Origin of the sequence: Corynebacterium pseudodiphtheriticum DSM 44287 (genome assembly GCF_000688415.1) — a bacterium.
Lineage (GTDB): Bacteria > Actinomycetota > Actinomycetes > Mycobacteriales > Mycobacteriaceae > Corynebacterium > Corynebacterium pseudodiphtheriticum.
This window is the reverse complement of the sequence record NZ_JIAH01000005.1, coordinates 228,766-244,435: the sequence shown is the minus strand read 5'-3', so window position 1 is coordinate 244,435 and position 15,670 is coordinate 228,766. Positions and strand designations below refer to the sequence as shown.

Annotated in this window: 14 protein-coding genes and 3 tRNA genes; 2 read left to right on the top strand and 15 right to left on the bottom strand. The window is 55.2% G+C overall.

Translation table 11 applies throughout. From position 1 onward, the window contains the following. Positions 1 to 31: 31 nt before the first annotated feature. From rpoB to O146_RS0101730, 3 genes are all read right to left on the bottom strand, one after another. Entirely contained in the window at positions 32 to 3,526 is a 3,495-nt protein-coding gene (rpoB, locus tag O146_RS0101740; RefSeq protein ID WP_027017513.1) for a DNA-directed RNA polymerase subunit beta, read from the bottom strand. 273 nt (positions 3,527 to 3,799) lie between these two features. Continuing rightward, positions 3,800 to 4,870 (bottom strand): cell envelope lipid trafficking protein PgfA, encoded by a 1,071-nt coding sequence (gene pgfA, locus O146_RS0101735; RefSeq protein WP_023018937.1) that lies wholly within the window; start codon positions 4,868 to 4,870, stop codon positions 3,800 to 3,802. Positions 4,871 to 4,976: 106 nt separating this feature from the next. Beyond that, the gene (locus O146_RS0101730) at positions 4,977 to 5,516 is read right to left on the bottom strand and encodes a flavodoxin (protein WP_023018936.1); all 540 of its coding nucleotides are present in this window, start codon (positions 5,514 to 5,516) and stop codon (positions 4,977 to 4,979) included. A gap of 392 nt (positions 5,517 to 5,908) precedes the next feature. On the opposite strand from O146_RS0101730, the gene O146_RS12945 reads away from it, so the two are divergent. Next, the gene (locus tag O146_RS12945) at positions 5,909 to 6,484 is read left to right on the top strand and encodes an AAA family ATPase (RefSeq protein WP_341860314.1); all 576 of its coding nucleotides are present in this window, start codon (positions 5,909 to 5,911) and stop codon (positions 6,482 to 6,484) included. 96 nt (positions 6,485 to 6,580) lie between these two features. Beyond that, positions 6,581 to 7,186 (top strand): DUF4143 domain-containing protein, encoded by a 606-nt coding sequence (locus tag O146_RS12940; RefSeq protein ID WP_244266790.1) that lies wholly within the window; start codon positions 6,581 to 6,583, stop codon positions 7,184 to 7,186. A gap of 149 nt (positions 7,187 to 7,335) precedes the next feature. On the opposite strand, the gene rplL is transcribed toward O146_RS12940, so the two are convergent. The 12 genes from rplL to O146_RS0101665 all read right to left on the bottom strand — a co-directional run bounded on the left by rplL (position 7,336) and on the right by O146_RS0101665 (position 15,652). Continuing rightward, positions 7,336 to 7,722, bottom strand: coding sequence for a 50S ribosomal protein L7/L12 (gene rplL, locus O146_RS0101720; RefSeq protein ID WP_018121329.1), 387 nt, complete (start codon positions 7,720 to 7,722; stop codon positions 7,336 to 7,338). Between the two features lie 150 nt (positions 7,723 to 7,872). Continuing rightward, positions 7,873 to 8,394: a 50S ribosomal protein L10 gene (gene rplJ / locus O146_RS0101715; protein WP_023018934.1), complete on the bottom strand. Its 522-nt coding sequence runs from the start codon at positions 8,392 to 8,394 to the stop codon at positions 7,873 to 7,875. Positions 8,395 to 8,681: 287 nt separating this feature from the next. Continuing rightward, positions 8,682 to 10,235 (bottom strand): phytoene desaturase family protein, encoded by a 1,554-nt coding sequence (locus O146_RS0101710; RefSeq protein WP_051619198.1) that lies wholly within the window; start codon positions 10,233 to 10,235, stop codon positions 8,682 to 8,684. A 74-nt stretch (positions 10,236 to 10,309) separates the two neighbouring features. Continuing rightward, a complete protein-coding gene (locus tag O146_RS0101705; RefSeq protein ID WP_021352091.1) occupies positions 10,310 to 10,774 on the bottom strand; it encodes a YbaN family protein in 465 nt (154 codons plus the stop codon). 226 nt (positions 10,775 to 11,000) lie between these two features. Further along, a complete protein-coding gene (gene rplA, locus O146_RS0101700) occupies positions 11,001 to 11,711 on the bottom strand; it encodes a 50S ribosomal protein L1 (protein ID WP_023018931.1) in 711 nt (236 codons plus the stop codon). Between the two features lie 146 nt (positions 11,712 to 11,857). Then, on the bottom strand, positions 11,858 to 12,307 hold the full coding sequence (gene rplK / locus O146_RS0101695; RefSeq protein ID WP_018121334.1) for a 50S ribosomal protein L11: 450 nt from the start codon (positions 12,305 to 12,307) through the stop codon (positions 11,858 to 11,860). Positions 12,308 to 12,516: 209 nt separating this feature from the next. Then, on the bottom strand, positions 12,517 to 13,452 hold the full coding sequence (nusG, locus tag O146_RS0101690) for a transcription termination/antitermination protein NusG (protein WP_027017511.1): 936 nt from the start codon (positions 13,450 to 13,452) through the stop codon (positions 12,517 to 12,519). Positions 13,453 to 13,573: 121 nt separating this feature from the next. Continuing rightward, positions 13,574 to 13,906 (bottom strand): preprotein translocase subunit SecE, encoded by a 333-nt coding sequence (secE, locus tag O146_RS0101685; protein WP_027017510.1) that lies wholly within the window; start codon positions 13,904 to 13,906, stop codon positions 13,574 to 13,576. Between the two features lie 55 nt (positions 13,907 to 13,961). Beyond that, positions 13,962 to 14,037 (bottom strand) — tRNA-Trp (locus O146_RS0101680). A gap of 119 nt (positions 14,038 to 14,156) precedes the next feature. Further along, positions 14,157 to 14,228, bottom strand: a tRNA-Met gene (locus O146_RS0101675). Between the two features lie 43 nt (positions 14,229 to 14,271). Continuing rightward, a tRNA-Thr gene (locus tag O146_RS0101670) sits at positions 14,272 to 14,344 on the bottom strand. Between the two features lie 321 nt (positions 14,345 to 14,665). Beyond that, positions 14,666 to 15,652: a TDT family transporter gene (locus tag O146_RS0101665; protein ID WP_027017509.1), complete on the bottom strand. Its 987-nt coding sequence runs from the start codon at positions 15,650 to 15,652 to the stop codon at positions 14,666 to 14,668. Positions 15,653 to 15,670 lie beyond the last annotated feature (18 nt).

Sequence of the window (15,670 nt, the reverse complement as noted above, 5' to 3'; positions counted from 1 at the left end):
ACTTTTGGTATTTCGGCGTTGGTTTTGCCGTTTAGGAGATGTCTGCAGCGGCGCCCTCATCGCGGGACAAGTTAATGCCCAGCGATGGTCCGGCTTCGTCGTCCTCGTCAGAGCCAGACAGCTCCATCGGAGTTCCGTCAGAGGAAAGAACCTCAACGTTCAGGCACAGCGACTGCAGCTCCTTGAGCAAGACCTTGAAGGACTCTGGGATACCCGGATCCGGAATGTTATCGCCCTTCACGATCGCCTCGTAGACCTTCACACGTCCAACCACATCGTCGGACTTGATCGTCAGAAGCTCCTGCAGGGTGTAGGCGGCACCGTATGCCTGCATTGCCCACACCTCCATCTCACCGAAGCGCTGACCACCGAACTGTGCCTTACCACCCAGCGGCTGCTGGGTAATCATGGAATAAGGACCAGTCGAGCGAGCGTGAATCTTCTCGTCGATCAGGTGGTGCAACTTCAAGATGTACATGTAACCGACGGAGATCGGGTGCTCGAATGGCTCACCGGAGCGGCCGTCAAACAAACGAGCCTTACCATGGCGATCCACCATGACATTGCCGTCTCGGTTTGGACGGGAGTTAGCCAACAGACCAGAGACTTCTTCGTTGGAAGCACCGTCGAAAACCGGGGTTGCGGTCAGCGAATGGGCTGGAACGTCGTACAGTTCCTTCGGCAGGGTCTTGATAAGTTCTTCGTTTTGCGGATCGTTGGGATCAACCTTCCAACCGGCATGTGCCAGCCAACCCAGGTGAATCTCCAAAACCTGACCAATGTTCATACGACGAGGAACACCGTGGGTGTTCAGGATGACGTCAACCGGGGTTCCGTCTTCCATGAATGGCATATCCTCCGGCGGCAGGATCTTGCCGACGACACCCTTGTTACCGTGACGGCCAGCGAGCTTATCGCCATCCTGGATCTTGCGCTTCTGGGCAACGTAGACGCGAATCATCTCATTGACGCCTGGCGAGAGATCATCGTCATCCTCACGAGAGAAGCGCGCCACGCCAATGACCTTGCCGGTCTCACCGTGTGGAACCTTCATCGAGGTATCGCGAACTTCGCGAGCCTTCTCACCAAAGATGGCACGGAGCAAACGCTCCTCAGGGGTCAGCTCAGTTTCACCCTTCGGCGTGACCTTACCGACCAGGATGTCGCCTGGGCGGACGTCTGCACCGATGCGGATGATTCCGCGCTCGTCGAGGTCTCGTAGAACATCTTCCGAAACATTCGGAATTTCGCGAGTAATTTCTTCGGCACCAAGTTTGGTGTCACGAGCATCGATTTCGTGTTCTTCGATGTGCACGGACGTCAAAGAGTCATCTTCCACGATGGACTGATTCAGAATGATCGCGTCCTCGTAGTTGTGGCCTTCCCACGGCATGAACGCCACCAGCATGTTGCGGCCCAACGACATTTCGCCGTTATGGGTACCAGGGCCGTCGGCAAGCACTTGGCCTGCCTCGACGCGGTCTCCAATATTAACCAGTGGAGTCTGGTTGTAGTTGGTGCCCTGGTTGGTGCGCTCGAATTTGCGCAGCATGTAGGTATCGCGAATGCCATCATCATCCATGATGGTGATCAGATCCGCAGAGACGTTTTCCACAACGCCTGCCTTCGGCGTAATGACTACGTCGCCAGCATCATAAGCGGCGCGCAATTCCATACCCGTGCCAACATATGGTGCCTCGGAACGGACCAGAGGAACCGCCTGGCGCTGCATGTTCGCACCCATCAAAGCACGGTTAGCGTCGTCGTGCTCCAGGAACGGAATCATCGCGGTAGCGACAGAAACCATCTGTCGTGGGGAAACGTCAACGTAATCTACGCCGTCAGCAGTGGTAACGGCGATATCGCCATCCTTCTGGCGGACCTCGATACGGTCACTGGTAATCGTGCCGTCTTCTGCGGTTGGGACCTCAGCCTGGGCAATGGAATAACGGTCTTCCGCATCGGCAGCCAGGTACTCAACTTCGTCAGTAACGCGACCATCCACAACTTTGCGGTATGGGGTCTCGATAAAGCCGAAGGAATTCACTCGAGCGTACGATGCCAATGAACCGATCAGACCAATGTTCGGACCTTCCGGGGTCTCAATTGGACACATGCGTCCGTAGTGCGAAGGGTGCACGTCACGAACTTCGATGCCGGCGCGCTCGCGCGACAGACCGCCAGGACCCAGCGCGGAGAGACGACGCTTGTGGGTCAGACCAGACAGTGAGTTGTTCTGGTCCATAAACTGGGACAGCTGGGAAGTACCAAAGAATTCGCGAATCGAAGCAGAGACCGGACGGACGTTAATCAAAGAAGTCGGAGTGATCGACTCTGCATCCTGGGTGGTCATACGTTCACGTACGACGCGCTCCATACGAGACAAACCGACGCGCACCTGGTTTTGAATCAACTCACCGACAGTACGCAGACGACGGTTACCAAAGTGGTCGATGTCGTCGGTGTCCAACATCAGATGCTGACCTTCCGGCGATTGCATCTCCCGCTCGCCGGTGTGCAAACGCACCAGATATTCCAGCGTGGTGGCAATGTCTTCTTCAGTTAGGGTGCTCAGACCATCATGATCGCCACCCAAGCCCAACTTGCGGTTGATCTTGTAACGACCAACGCGTGCCAAGTCATAGCGCTTTGGGTTGAAGAAAGAATTGTCCAGCAGCGACTGCGCCAGATCGCGGGTAGGCTGCTCGCCCGGACGTTGCTTGCGGTAGATTTCCAACAAAGCCTCGTCGGTATTGGCAACGCCGTCAGCTTCCAGCGTGGACATCATAAGTTCGGAGAAGCCGAAACGGTCCCGGATCTTCTCTTCGGTCCAACCCAAAGCCTTCAACAGCACAGTAACCGGCTGGCGACGCTTGCGGTCAATACGCACGCCGACGGTGTCACGCTTATCAACGTCAAATTCCAGCCACGCGCCACGAGAAGGGATAACCTTCACCGCATGCAGCGGACGCTCGGTGGATTTGTCGATAGAACGATCAAAGTAAACACCCGGGGAACGGACCAGCTGCGAAACAATGACGCGCTCTGTACCGTTCACGATGAAGGTGCCCTTTTCGGTCATCATCGGGAAATCACCGATGAAAACAGTCTGGGACTTGATCTCCTGGGTATCGGAATTAATGAATTCCGCAGTCACATACAGTGGTGCGGAGTAGTTAATGTCTTTTTCTTTCGCCTCGTCGACGGTGTTTTTCACCGGTTCGAAACGGGGCTCAGACAACGAAAGAGACATGTTGCCGGAGTAATCCTCAATCGGCGAAAGCTCATTCAGGATATCCTCGAGCCCTGAAGTAATCTGCGCATCGGCACCGCGACGTTCTTGTTCGCGCTCACGCCACTCGGGCGTACCGATGAGCCAATCGTAAGAGTCTCGTTGTAGGTCTAAAAGCCCCGGGACGGCGATCGGTTCGTTAATCTTCGCGAACGAGTACCGTTGCGGGGCTCCGGGAATATTAGCCACTGAACTGGTCTGGCGGGAGACTGCCAAGATGGGTCCTTCCAGCACCTCACGCGGAAGCGGGTTTCAGCCACTCTGGCATGTGACTGCCCTACAACCGCTGGTATTTTTTAGCATCTTTTATTGCTGTGGAATTCCGTGATCAGATAGCATAAAATCACCTTGTCAAGTGAACGTTTTCACGAAAATCAACAAGGCTCAAGCATGCACTAGTCCACAGATTCCAGCGCAACGTAGCAGTCTATTGCAATTTGCTTATTTTGTAAAGTCCTGATTAGCAACTGTGGCAGAGGGAGTTAACGGAGCACCTGCTGCTCAGACCTAGTTCTGTCGGACTCGCCGAAAGCCACCAAACACGCCGATCAACGCCAGCACTGTAATAAGCGCACCAAGTCCCAACACAATGTAGCGGATAAGACGCACTGTGTCATCGTCAGGGAATGACTCCGCCTGGGTAATAAGCTTTTCGACGTCGGCGTCGGCAAGCTGCGCCTCATATGCAATGCCGTCTTCGATACGCTCTCCCGTGTGAGTCGCAAAATAATCGTCGACAGTTTCGTGCACGTCGACGATCATGCCTGTGCGTGGATGCACAAAATAATCACGCGTCGCCGAATGATGCAAATACAACTGCCGCCTGATTGTGGGTGCCGGAACTTGTTCTAGCGCGTCCGCTTCTTCTGCGTTTTCTTCTGGAGTTTTCACAGGCGCTTCTTCAGCGTTTTCTGCAGGAGCTCTATCAGGAACCACCGGGTCTTCCTGTTTAGTGTTGCGCGCATCCGCGTATTTCGAGGCGACGTTCACCGGATCGATGACCTGACGATAACGGTACAGCTCCACCCCGTCTACTGTAACTTCCTCCTGAAACGCCGCCGGGTGGGATTCCCGAAGCGTTTCGTCAAACACGTCATAGCTGGTCTTTTCCGCGTCAACTGGGAATTTTAACCACTGGCCATCGATCTCGACGTGTGCAGCCGGAGTCACCAACGTGTGGCTGAGTTGCGCAGTACTCAGCGCTTGCCCGCTCCGACGGTCCATATCGAAGGCCCAAACGTCGGCGTCGACAAGCTCGGTTGCGTCCGGGTTGTCTTGCGCGTGGTTACCCCCTGGCTGCTCGTCGGGCTGGCCTGCTTGGTTTTCCTCGGTGCTTCGTATAAGCGTCGAACCAACGCGAACGGCGACCGATTCTGCATCAGCAGGCTCCAGCAGGTCCCAATGCAACTGGCGCTGGTAACCAGTGGCGTCGTCTACAAGCCGAAAGGTGGTGTGCTGGACATCAAGCGGTAATCGCGCGTCAATGTGCACGAAACGCGAAGCCAGGCCGGCGCCGACCACCAAGGCAAGGCCAATGCCGATCGCAATGGCAGACAAAACGCGTGAGGCAGGCAGCATGTGTGGCAGTTTACCGTACCCAGGGACCGAGAGGCGCCTGGGTGGCCCCCGCACTATGCCGCATCATGTCACACCATGTGAGATGATCGCGCTACATAGTGGTTACTCAAAGCTCCTCACCGTGGAACTCGACTGCCACCCAGGCGTCAACATCTTCCCCTGCATTGTCCACATCCTCACCGCGAACCGGCAGCCCCTGGTGCACCGTCGCCTTCGGACATGCCGCAGCCACCTCCGACAATGCCGCCCCCGCACCGCCAGTAAACGTCACAAACGGATAGACGTCCTTGCCTGCCAGACCGTTGGTCTCATCGAAGAAGGTGCGCAGAATCATGGGGAGTTCTGCGTGCCACACCGGGCTGCCCACGATGATGCGCTCATACTTGCCGACGTCGGGCAATTCGCCAGCGATGGCTGGACGAGCATTGTCGCGTAGTTCTTGTGCCGAGCGCTGGTCAACGGAATCGAACTCGTCGGAATAAGGGTCAGCGGCCGTGATCTCGAAAATGTCGCATTCGATGCGTTCGGCGATCATACCGGCGACACGCTTGGTGTTACCGATTTCTAGTGTGCGGCGACCACCATCCCAGAGATTTTCACCGCTACGAGAAAAGAAAACGAGAAGGGTGTTCGGGGTGCCAGTCATGGGGAATCCTTTCTTCACAAATGGTGGCATCTGCGCGGGTAGCATGCCGACAGTGCCGACGCTGCCGCCAATTGTGGTGGCAGCACTAGGCTTTAGTTTACCTCTTCTGGATCCGAAAAATCATCCGAAAGTATGAGTAAATGGTGGAGGGCCCTTGTGTGGAACACACTCGACGGCAGAACGATTTCCCACCCGCCGGAACCGCACCTGCTTGTTCGACAAAATCCTCGCGTCTATTGTGGTTAATCCTTGCGCTATCATTGGTTTTTCCCCGTGCTAACTTCGGTAAATCCTCGCGCTTGAGCTACACAAACCCCGTGCAGCGTGTTCACCTACTATTATTTAGCCATGAAGAACCTCTCGTACGAAGTACGTAGGCATAGCCTACGGTAATCGCTCGAGAGATCATTGAAGACTCTCCATTACTGGTAGTACAGAGAGCACGCCAGGTCGGCAAATCAACCCTGTTACGGCAAACATTCAGCAACGATGAAGCCGCTTTTGTCACCTTGGATGTCGACGTAGACCGCGAATATGCACAGGCTGACCCAATCGGATTTCTACAACAAGCACCAAACAAGACTCTTGTCATTGACGAAGCACAGCGCGCGCCCAATTTCGCTTTGGCCATGAAACGCGTCATTGACTTAGACCGCCGTCCGGGCAGGTATGCCATTACCGGATCCACCGATTTGCTCACTCTCCCCGGGGTATCCGATTCTCTTGCCGGACGAGCGGAATCACTACGTCTCTACGGGCTCAGTCAGGGAGAATTAGCCAATAGGTCAACCCCAGAAGATTGGGTCCACTGGATCCTTTCTGTCACTTCCAGTACCACGATCGACTCCGTCGGCGAGCACTACCAGCACGAAAATATTGCTCGCCCTGAGCAGCAAAGATCGATTGTTATTGCAGGTGGATACCCAGAGCCACTAAAGAGAGAGCCTGGTCACCGACGGGACCGATGATTTTCTTCATATCTGGAACGCTTAGCTACCCATGGCGCACGTGAATTAGCAGGAAGCAGTGACTACGCAGAATATCTGCAACCATTGTTAAAAATATTGGCAAGCCAAGGACAAGCTGAACTTGTCAAAGCAAAAGTCGCCCGGAACCTAGGAATCTCCGAAACTGCACTTACCGACTATCTACAGCTCGCTGAACGGATGTATCTGGTCGACTCTATTCCCGGCTGGGGCGTCGGTTTTACCAACCGCAGCGTGAAACGCCCAAAAATCAGCGTTTCCGATACAGGGCTCGCCGCGTTTTTATCAGGACTAACCGTGCAAAAATCGCTGCAATCCGGCGGCTTTGAATTATACGGTGCACTTCTAGCAGCATTCATCGTCGGAGAACTGCGCAAACAACAGACCTGGTCTACCGAGCGGTATTCCATCGCTCATTTCCGGCGAAGAAACGAAGAAATCGATATCGTTGTTGAGCTTGCCGACGGGCGGGTTATTCTCATCGAAGTAAAAAGCTCGCATGACGTCGATGCACGCGCGTGGAAACACCTAAAAACCATTGGCTCACAGCTAGGTCAACGCGTAGCGGCAACCGTCGTTATCTACCTCGGGGATAAGGCACTCCGATTCCACGACGACGGGCACACTATATTTGTCCTTCCAGTGACATCGTTGTGGCAACACCCCGAGCCGCGCCAGGGTTAATTGGGGGTTTATCGGATTAAACGACCGGAAACGCTGCCAAATCCCATAACAAAACCCGCGGGCACCGAAAAGGTGAACCCGCGGGTTAGCGATTGTTACGAGTTATAACCGACTCGCGGCGGTGGCAAGAATGCTTGGGGTAGTAAAGACTACTTCAGCTCGACAGAAGCGCCAGCTTCTTCCAGCTTGGTCTTTGCAGCCTCGGCGTCGTCCTTGGAAGCGCCCTCGATGATAGCCTTTGGAGCGGACTCTACGAGTTCCTTGGCTTCCTTCAGGCCCAGGCCGGAAACGATTTCGCGGACAGCCTTAATAACGCCGATCTTCTTAGCGCCAGCGTCGGTCAGGACAACGTCGAACTCGTCCTTCTCTTCAGCAGCGCCTTCGCCAGCACCAGCGGCTGGAGCAGCAGCTACAGCTGCAGGAGCAGCAGCTTCAACGTCGAATACTTCCTCGAATTCCTTAACGAAATCGGAAAGTTCGATCAGGGTCATTTCCTTGAACGCTTCAATGAGCTCGTCCTTGGAGAGCTTAGCCATGTCAGGCTTCCTTTCTATAGTTGCGTGTTCTGCGCTTTCGCGCTTCACAGTGCACAATTTGTCGTTGGTTCCGGCGCATCGTCGGCATGCGAGCCGGGCTGGATAATCCAGCCAGGTCTTGCAACCGCGAGGGCCAGCACCGTGTGGTTTTTAGCCTTCGTTCTGCTTCTTCTCTTCGAGAGCAGCGCCGAGGCGAGCCATCTTGGTAGCAGGTGCGTTGAACACTGCTGCTGCCTTTGCCAAGTTGCCCTTCATAGCGCCGGCCAGCTTCGCAAGGGTTACCTCGCGGCTGTCCAGGTCAGCCAATGCCTTGACTTGGTCGGCATTCAGTGCGTTGCCGTCCATGTAGCCGGCCTTAACGACAAGAGCGTCGTTTTCGGAACCGAACTTCTTGAATACCTTCGCGGCGTCAACAGCCTCGCCCTTAATGAAGGCGACGGCGGTTGGGCCCTGGAAGTATTCGTCAAGGTCAGTGATTCCCGCTTCGTTAACGGCAATCTTCAGAAGGGTGTTCTTGGCGACGGAGTATTCAACATCGAAACCCAGCTGATCACGCAGCTCGGAAATCTGCGGAACAGTCAGACCACGGTATTCAGTCAGAACTACCGAGTCAGACTCAGCCAGCTTGTTTTTCAGCTTGGCCAATTCCGCAACATTCTTCGGGTTTGCCATGGTTACTCACGCCTCCTTTCGATACATCCTAGTGGTGTCACCACGAGACTCCCCTGCTTCTAGCAAGACCATGCCACTGGGGCTGGCAAGCTAGCAACAAAAAAGCCCCGTGCAAGAGCACAGGGCGCATACAACCTTCTGGTTGGAATGCACAAGTGTCTCCTGCGTGGGTCGTCGCCACCACGAGCAACTCGTGGGGTGACCTTCGATCCGCTACGCGGATAACCGACGGTCTTCGGTGAAACTTGAGCGCGGCAAAAGCCGTTCAAACTTCAGGAAAAAGCCTATCAGCTGAATTCGGTAGCACCAAATCTACGGAGAATCGTTTGGGCTGCTCGCCACCCGGCCATGCCGTGCACACCTGCGCCTGGCAGGCTGGCCCCACTCGCCTGCACCACCGGAACCTCCGGATTCATCGTCAGCGTGCCAACGTATTGACGCCGCCTTACCATCTGCGCCAAATTCATAGCCCCACCGGCGATATCCCCGCCGATCAGATTCGCGTTGGCTTCCTGCAGCTGGACTGGAGAAGCCTGGTGGCGTTCGATAATTTGCGCGGAAAACCCAGAGGCATATCGCGAAATTTGCGTTTCTATCAGGCCTGCTACTTCACCCGGGAATTGCTCCTGGTAACCATGCGGCACGTGGGCATAGGCCCAGAGGATGTGCGGTTGCCTGGCATCCTCCGGTATTCTCCCTGCATCTATCTGCGCCGAGAGCACCCTCCCAACCCCCAACGACCGCCAACTGCCAGAAAAACGCGTAGGGTCCGCGGTCTGTTGTTGACAGACCATCACGAATGGGCGCTCCGGCAACGTCCCCGCTGCAGCCTGGCTTTCCGCTAACTGCATCTCAGACACGGTTCCACCCACGTGCACCGTGCCCGCCCCTGCTACTCGCGGATCATTCCACCGCACCGGACCATTAACCAAATAGTCCACCTTGTACACCGCGGTACCGTACTTCCATCGTCGTAGACTCCGCGAACGCGGCCTAGACAAATCTAGCCCTTGCAAGGCCAGTAGCTGCCGCGGAGTTTGCGTAGTCACCACAGCGTCATAGGTTACAAAACCAGAAAGATCCTGGACCTTAGCACCGGTCTTGATTGTCCCGCCGTAGTGCTTAATCACGCGTGCCAAAGCCCTAACTAATTGTCCAGTACCGCCGGAAACCACCGGCCAACCCGTGGTCATCCCGAGTGAATTAAACAACAATCCAAACGCTGCGGTACCTGGCTGGCTCGGCGGGCGAATCGCGTGCACAGCAGAACCAACCAGCAAGGCCCGGGCAGCTTCGTCAACAAGCAGTCGCGAAGTTAAGCTTCTCGCCGGCCACACACCCCGCAGGCCCAAGCGCGCGAGAGCAAGCGGGTAACGTGGGCGGACCGGAAGCACAGAGTTGACAAGCTTGCCGACGTCGTCGACAAGCGGCTTGTGCAGGTGGTTCCACACGCGGCGGTCATGGTCGGAAAACTGTGCGGCGGTGGTCTTAAGATCGCGATGCAAGATAACCGCAGGTGCGTCGACAAGCGGGTGCGCCATCGGGTACTGCGGATGCTTCCACTCCAGCCCATAATTTTCGAGGCCTAATTGGCGAAACACCGGACTCACGACTCCAAACGGATGAGCCGCAGCACCGAAATCAACCGCGCTCCCCGCCCCGAACGCAGGGTGGGTGCGTGCTGATCCACCGATATGGTCGGCGGATTCAAAAACTTCTATCCGGCAGCCAGCCTGCGCTAAAACTGCTGCAGCAGTAAGGCCGTTAGGGCCGGCACCAATCACGGCGACCCGGGCCTTGCCATTGTGGGCGAAGGAAGACCGGGCAAAACCACAACTCATAGGTTAAATCTAAGCATCTGCGATATGCGGCGACCGTATTGGCGTCATTTCTGACGGCGTTCCTATCCGCGGCGTCATTTCTGACGACGTTTCTGTTGGTGCTGATCCAGTTGGTGCTGTTCCTGCTGGCGACGTTTCTGGAGACGAGCAGACTCTTCATAACGGCGCCAAAAACGAGCTACTTTTTCTGGTTTGGGCTCGCGGCGCCAAATTACGGTCGCGGCAATCATCCCGATGCCTACCATCATGACCGCGAACCACAATTTTCCCACCAAAATCGTTGACAAGATCATTGAGGCCCAGGCCGTCGCAATGATGTATATCCGACGTCTGCGGCTTAACGAACCAGAGTAAAAATCAATGAGATAACTACGCAGCGGTGAGCGGTGCACGATATAGAATTCCAACCGCTGCGAACTACGCGTGAAAAAGAAAAACGCCAGCAGCACGAACGGAGTCGCCGGTACCAACGGCACTACCGCACCGAAAGCACCGAGCCCCACGCACAACAGCCCAAGGGCCAGATAGAGATACCGCATAGTACTTTCAAGATTACCCCGTGCACAACAGAGTTAATAGGGGGCAATAGCAGGGTAATTGACGGATACTAGAAAACCCACCTGCACTATCCCAATGGACGGGAGTGAAGGTGGGCGGAGTGCAGTACGAGTGCTTCGGGCGCGAGATCCTCGGGCAAAACACACGGGCACTCAGTTGCTTAAGTCTTGAGCTACCTAAGCGTAGGATGGTTAAGCCTGGAGGTGTTTAAGCCTCTACGGTGTAGTTCTTCTGCACCGATGGGTCAACTGGAACACCAGGACCAGTGGTGGAAGAAACGGTAACCTTCTTCAGGTAAACACCCTTTGCAGCCGATGGCTTCAGACGCAGAACTTCATCCAACAATGCGCCGTAGTTCTCAGCCAGAGCTTGCTCGCTGAACGAGGCCTTACCGATCAGGGCGTGCAGGTTGGAAGCCTTGTCAACACGGAAAGAGATCTTACCGCCCTTAACTTCCTTGATCGCCTTGGTGACGTCGTTAGTGACGGTACCGGTCTTCGGGTTTGGCATCAGGCCACGAGGGCCCAGGACGCGCGCGATACGACCGATCTTAGCCATCTGGTCAGGGGTAGCAATTGCGACGTCGAAATCGATCTTGCCTTCGGTGACCTGGGAGATCAGCTCATCAACACCGACGATGTCGGCGCCAGCCTGCTCAGCTTCGGTGGCCTTCTCGCCAGCCGCGAAAACAGCAACGCGAACATCTTTACCGGTGCCATTTGGAAGGGACACGGTGCCGCGAACCAACTGGTCAGCCTTACGTGGGTCAACGCCCAGACGCATAGCGACGTCGATGGTGGCATCGAAGTTCTTCGAAGAAGTATCCTTAGCCAGCTTTACTGCCTCTAGTGGGCGGTACAGGTGGTCGCGGGAGATCTTGGTCGCGGCTTCTTTAAAAGCTTTGGACTTAGTGCTCATTTCTCAATTCCTTTAAGTTTGGGGATTGTCGTGGTCAGCGAGCCGTAGCTGGCTCTGCCACGGTGGATGTGGCCGCATCCGAATGCGGCCATGGCGAACATCAAGGCTGCGGTACGACAGACCTTAACGCTTGCGAGGTCTCCGACTTACGCGTCTGGGTGTCCATCAACGTTCAGGCCCATGGAGCGAGCGGTACCAGCGATGATGCGGGCAGCGTTTTCCTCGTCACGAGCGTTCAGATCTTCGAACTTGGTCTTGCCGATTTCCTTGCACTGTTCCCAGGTTACGGTTCCGACCTTCTGGGTGTGCGGAACGCCGGAGCCCTTCTGTACGCCAGCAGCCTTCAGCAGCAACTTGGCAGCAGGTGGGGTCTTCAGCTTGAAGTCGAAGGAGCGGTCCTCGTAGACGGTGATTTCTACAGGGATAACTTCGCCGCGCTTGTCTTCGGTAGCGGCGTTATAAGCCTTGCAGAATTCCATGATGTTGACCTGGTGGGCACCCAGGGCAGGGCCGACTGGAGGAGCAGGGTTTGCCTGACCAGCCTGGATCTGCAGCTTAATAAAGCCTGCTTGCTTCTTTTTCTTCTTAGGAGCCATCGTTTTACCTCAATTCCGTGGTACCAGCACCCCGCCACGATGAATAACGGGGGCTGTCCGGATTCCGGCCTTCGCCGGCAACCGGGGATGTGCAATTCTTTTCCGGTGTGCTGCTGCAAACGCGATTGCGCACGCATCAGTACGCACACACGAAGACCTAGCGTACTGTAACCCGGGCGCCAAGCCCAAACCCGGGCGCCAGGCTCAAACTACATAATGCGCTCGACCTGATCTGCGGTGAGTTCCACAGGGGTTTCGCGACCAAAGATCGACACCAGCGCCTGCATCTTGCCGGTTTCTGGGTCGATCTCGGAGATAGTAGCCGAAACCGAAGCCAGCGCACCAGACAGGATCGTGACGGCTTCGCCAACCTGGTAATCGTGATTGATGCCAGATGCGGCTGGCTTCTGCGGGCTTGCCACCTGCTCTTCTTCTGCCTGTGCCGGCGCCTCTTCACGTGCCTCGGTGGTCTTCGGCAGCAAGAACTTGGCCACCTCACGGGTCTTGACGACAGTCGCATTGCCCTCGTTGCCCACAAAAGAAGTTACACCCGGGGTATCACGAACCACAGACCAGGCGCGGTCGTTAATCTCCATGCGAACCAAAACGTAGCCTGGCAGGAGTTTCTTCTTGACGATCTTTTTCTTGCCGTCTTTTTTCTCCACGACATTTTCAATCGGAACTACGACGTCGAAGATGGAATCCTCAACCTCAAGAGTTTGGATGCGCATATCCAGGTTGGTTTTCACCTTGTTTTCGTAACCCGAATAGCACTGAATGATGTACCACTGCCCCGGCTGCTTCTTCAGCTCTTTCGTGAACTCCCGCAAACGCATACGGTAGGCAGCATCCGCATCTGCATCCGTCTCCGTTGCAGAAGCATCAGACTCAGCGGAATCATTAGTAGCCTCTGCGCTGGCATCGTCTGCGCCTTCTACAGACTTTGCGGCAGCTTCAGTAGCCTTGACGGCCTCTTCGTGGTCTTTGGCGAAATCATCGGAATCCGCATCGTAGTCATCACCAAGCGATTCGCGGTCTTCCTCAGCAGCGAGCTCTGCCGCTTCGCTCGCCCTGGCTACTTCCGGGGTGACGTCTTCAAAAACGTCGCTGTCGTTAAGGTTTTCGTTCTGCGTATCTTCGCTCACGGTCGTTCTACTCCCTTATGCATAGGGTCATTGGGTAATTCTGGTGCGGTTGTCTCATAAATTATCCCGCTTATCCAACGAGGGATAAGCGGGATAACAACCAGATATATAGCAACTATACCTAAGGGTTAAGAACTGCATCAACTCCCAAGCTGGCAACAGTATCAATACTCCAAACCAGCGCAGTAAGGACGAACAGGAAGGCGAACACGACGATGGTGTACTGCACCATCTGCTTTGCGGTAGGCCAGACAACCTTACCCATTTCAGAGACGACCTCTGGAACAAAGCTGGTTGGACCGCCACCGGGCTTGTCATCACGAACAGATGAGTCATCGACATTGACGACGCGCTTCGCTTCGTAGGAAGCGCTGGATGTCGTGGAAGCACCCGAGAGTTGACGTTTACCGACTGGGCGAGCCGCTCCACCGGTAGCGTTGTTTTCTTCGCTCACGTCAATAACTCCTCAATGGCCTTGGAGACCTTGGTGAATGACCTCATAAAAATAATGGCAGGGGCGACAGGACTCGAACCTGCAACCTACGGTTTTGGAGACCGTTGCGCTACCAATTGCGCCACGCCCCTAGAGGGTGCTGGGTAAAAGAACAGGGATCCAAAGATGAAACCTGAACTTACAGCAGCCTTCACCTTAGCAGACCGGGAACCGGTCAGCACAAGGCTTGAGGTAATGGGAAAAATCCCAGTAGCGATGGCGGGAATTGAACCCGCGACACAACGATTATGAGTCGTATGCTCTACCACTGAGCTACACCGCCTGGTGTTGCAGCGTTTAAGGCGTTCGGCCCTAAACAGCAACAGAGCCCCCTGACGGAATCGAACCGTCGACCTTTTCCTTACCATGGAAACGCTCTACCGACTGAGCTAAGGGGGCGCAGCCTCGAAACCAACTTTGCAGTCTTTCGATCTACTTTGTTGCGCTCCGTTGAAGCCTCACACAGCCTAACTCAGTTTATTATAAATACACAAATCCGCAGTTCAAGACGGAATTTCTGGAACAATCATCCACATTCAACAGTTCACGATTATCGACAGGTCATTGTCCTATGATGGCCACAGGCACTAGGCCGCCTTATGGTCACTGCAGGCAGTATCAGAACTAGAAACCTACGACGTTGCGCGGGGGGCTGAAAGGTGACCAAATTTTAACCGACGTCGAGACCAGCATTGCTGAAGTACCGAGATTCTTTCCGGATCATCCTCGGCTAAACACAGTAATCCTGACGGCTCCATAAGATGCCCACATAACGTGGAGCAAAAGAAGAACAAGCAGGCCGACACTGACGATATCAATCCATCCCATACCCCACTCCAATGCTGCGGGTTGCGTCGACAAGGTATGCGTACCGAGACAACAGGTGCCGACCGGAAAAGTGCTGGCCCACCACGTGGGGTTATACGACATTGGGCTGCTGCCAAGAACTGCCCCCCAATGCTTGACAATGGCATAACCAGCCAACGGAATCCCGAGACTAAGCATCACAACTCCATAGATCATTGCCCGGAAATGCCACTGCTCACCGGCAATCAACTGCGCACTCGCTGTGGACTGGCCGACAAGGCCCAGCGGAATCCAGGCAGTGGCGGCAAAGCTGGTGGGAAGATTGGGGAATGTACGCAAATAAACGAAGGCGAACGTCGGCACTGACGTAGCCAATGCCAATGCAAAGCACATTACGCCAATGTCGTGCACCAGCGACCCCCACTCCCCCGCGTGCGGCACCAACTGAGCCGAGGAGGTTCCGGAAACCATCGGTGCAACCAGGGGCAACCCCAAGGTAAAAGCAGGAGCAACGGAACGGTCAAAAATAAGGAACTGCAGATACCTTAGGCAGGTAATCACACCAAGGATGGTTCCGGCTGCCCAACACAAAATATGAATCATCCAGGCATTAAAAATAAGCGAGTAGGCGCTGCCTAAAGCTAAAATCCCCATAGAGACCATGCCCCACGCGGGCATGTTATTGGGGCGAAAGCCCGGATTGCGGTGCCTAATGAAGCCTATGGAGAGCGCCAGAGCGAGAAGAGTTGCGGCAACAATCATGATCTTCGCGGGGAGATGCCCCACAACGGGGCTGAGATGAGTCTCAATGAGGGACGAGGATATCCCTAGTCCCATTACTGCTCCGGCCCAGCCAGGTCCGAGTGGCGGAAGTTCCATTTTATTCTCAATTTTAAGCATGCGCTTCAGGCTATGTAC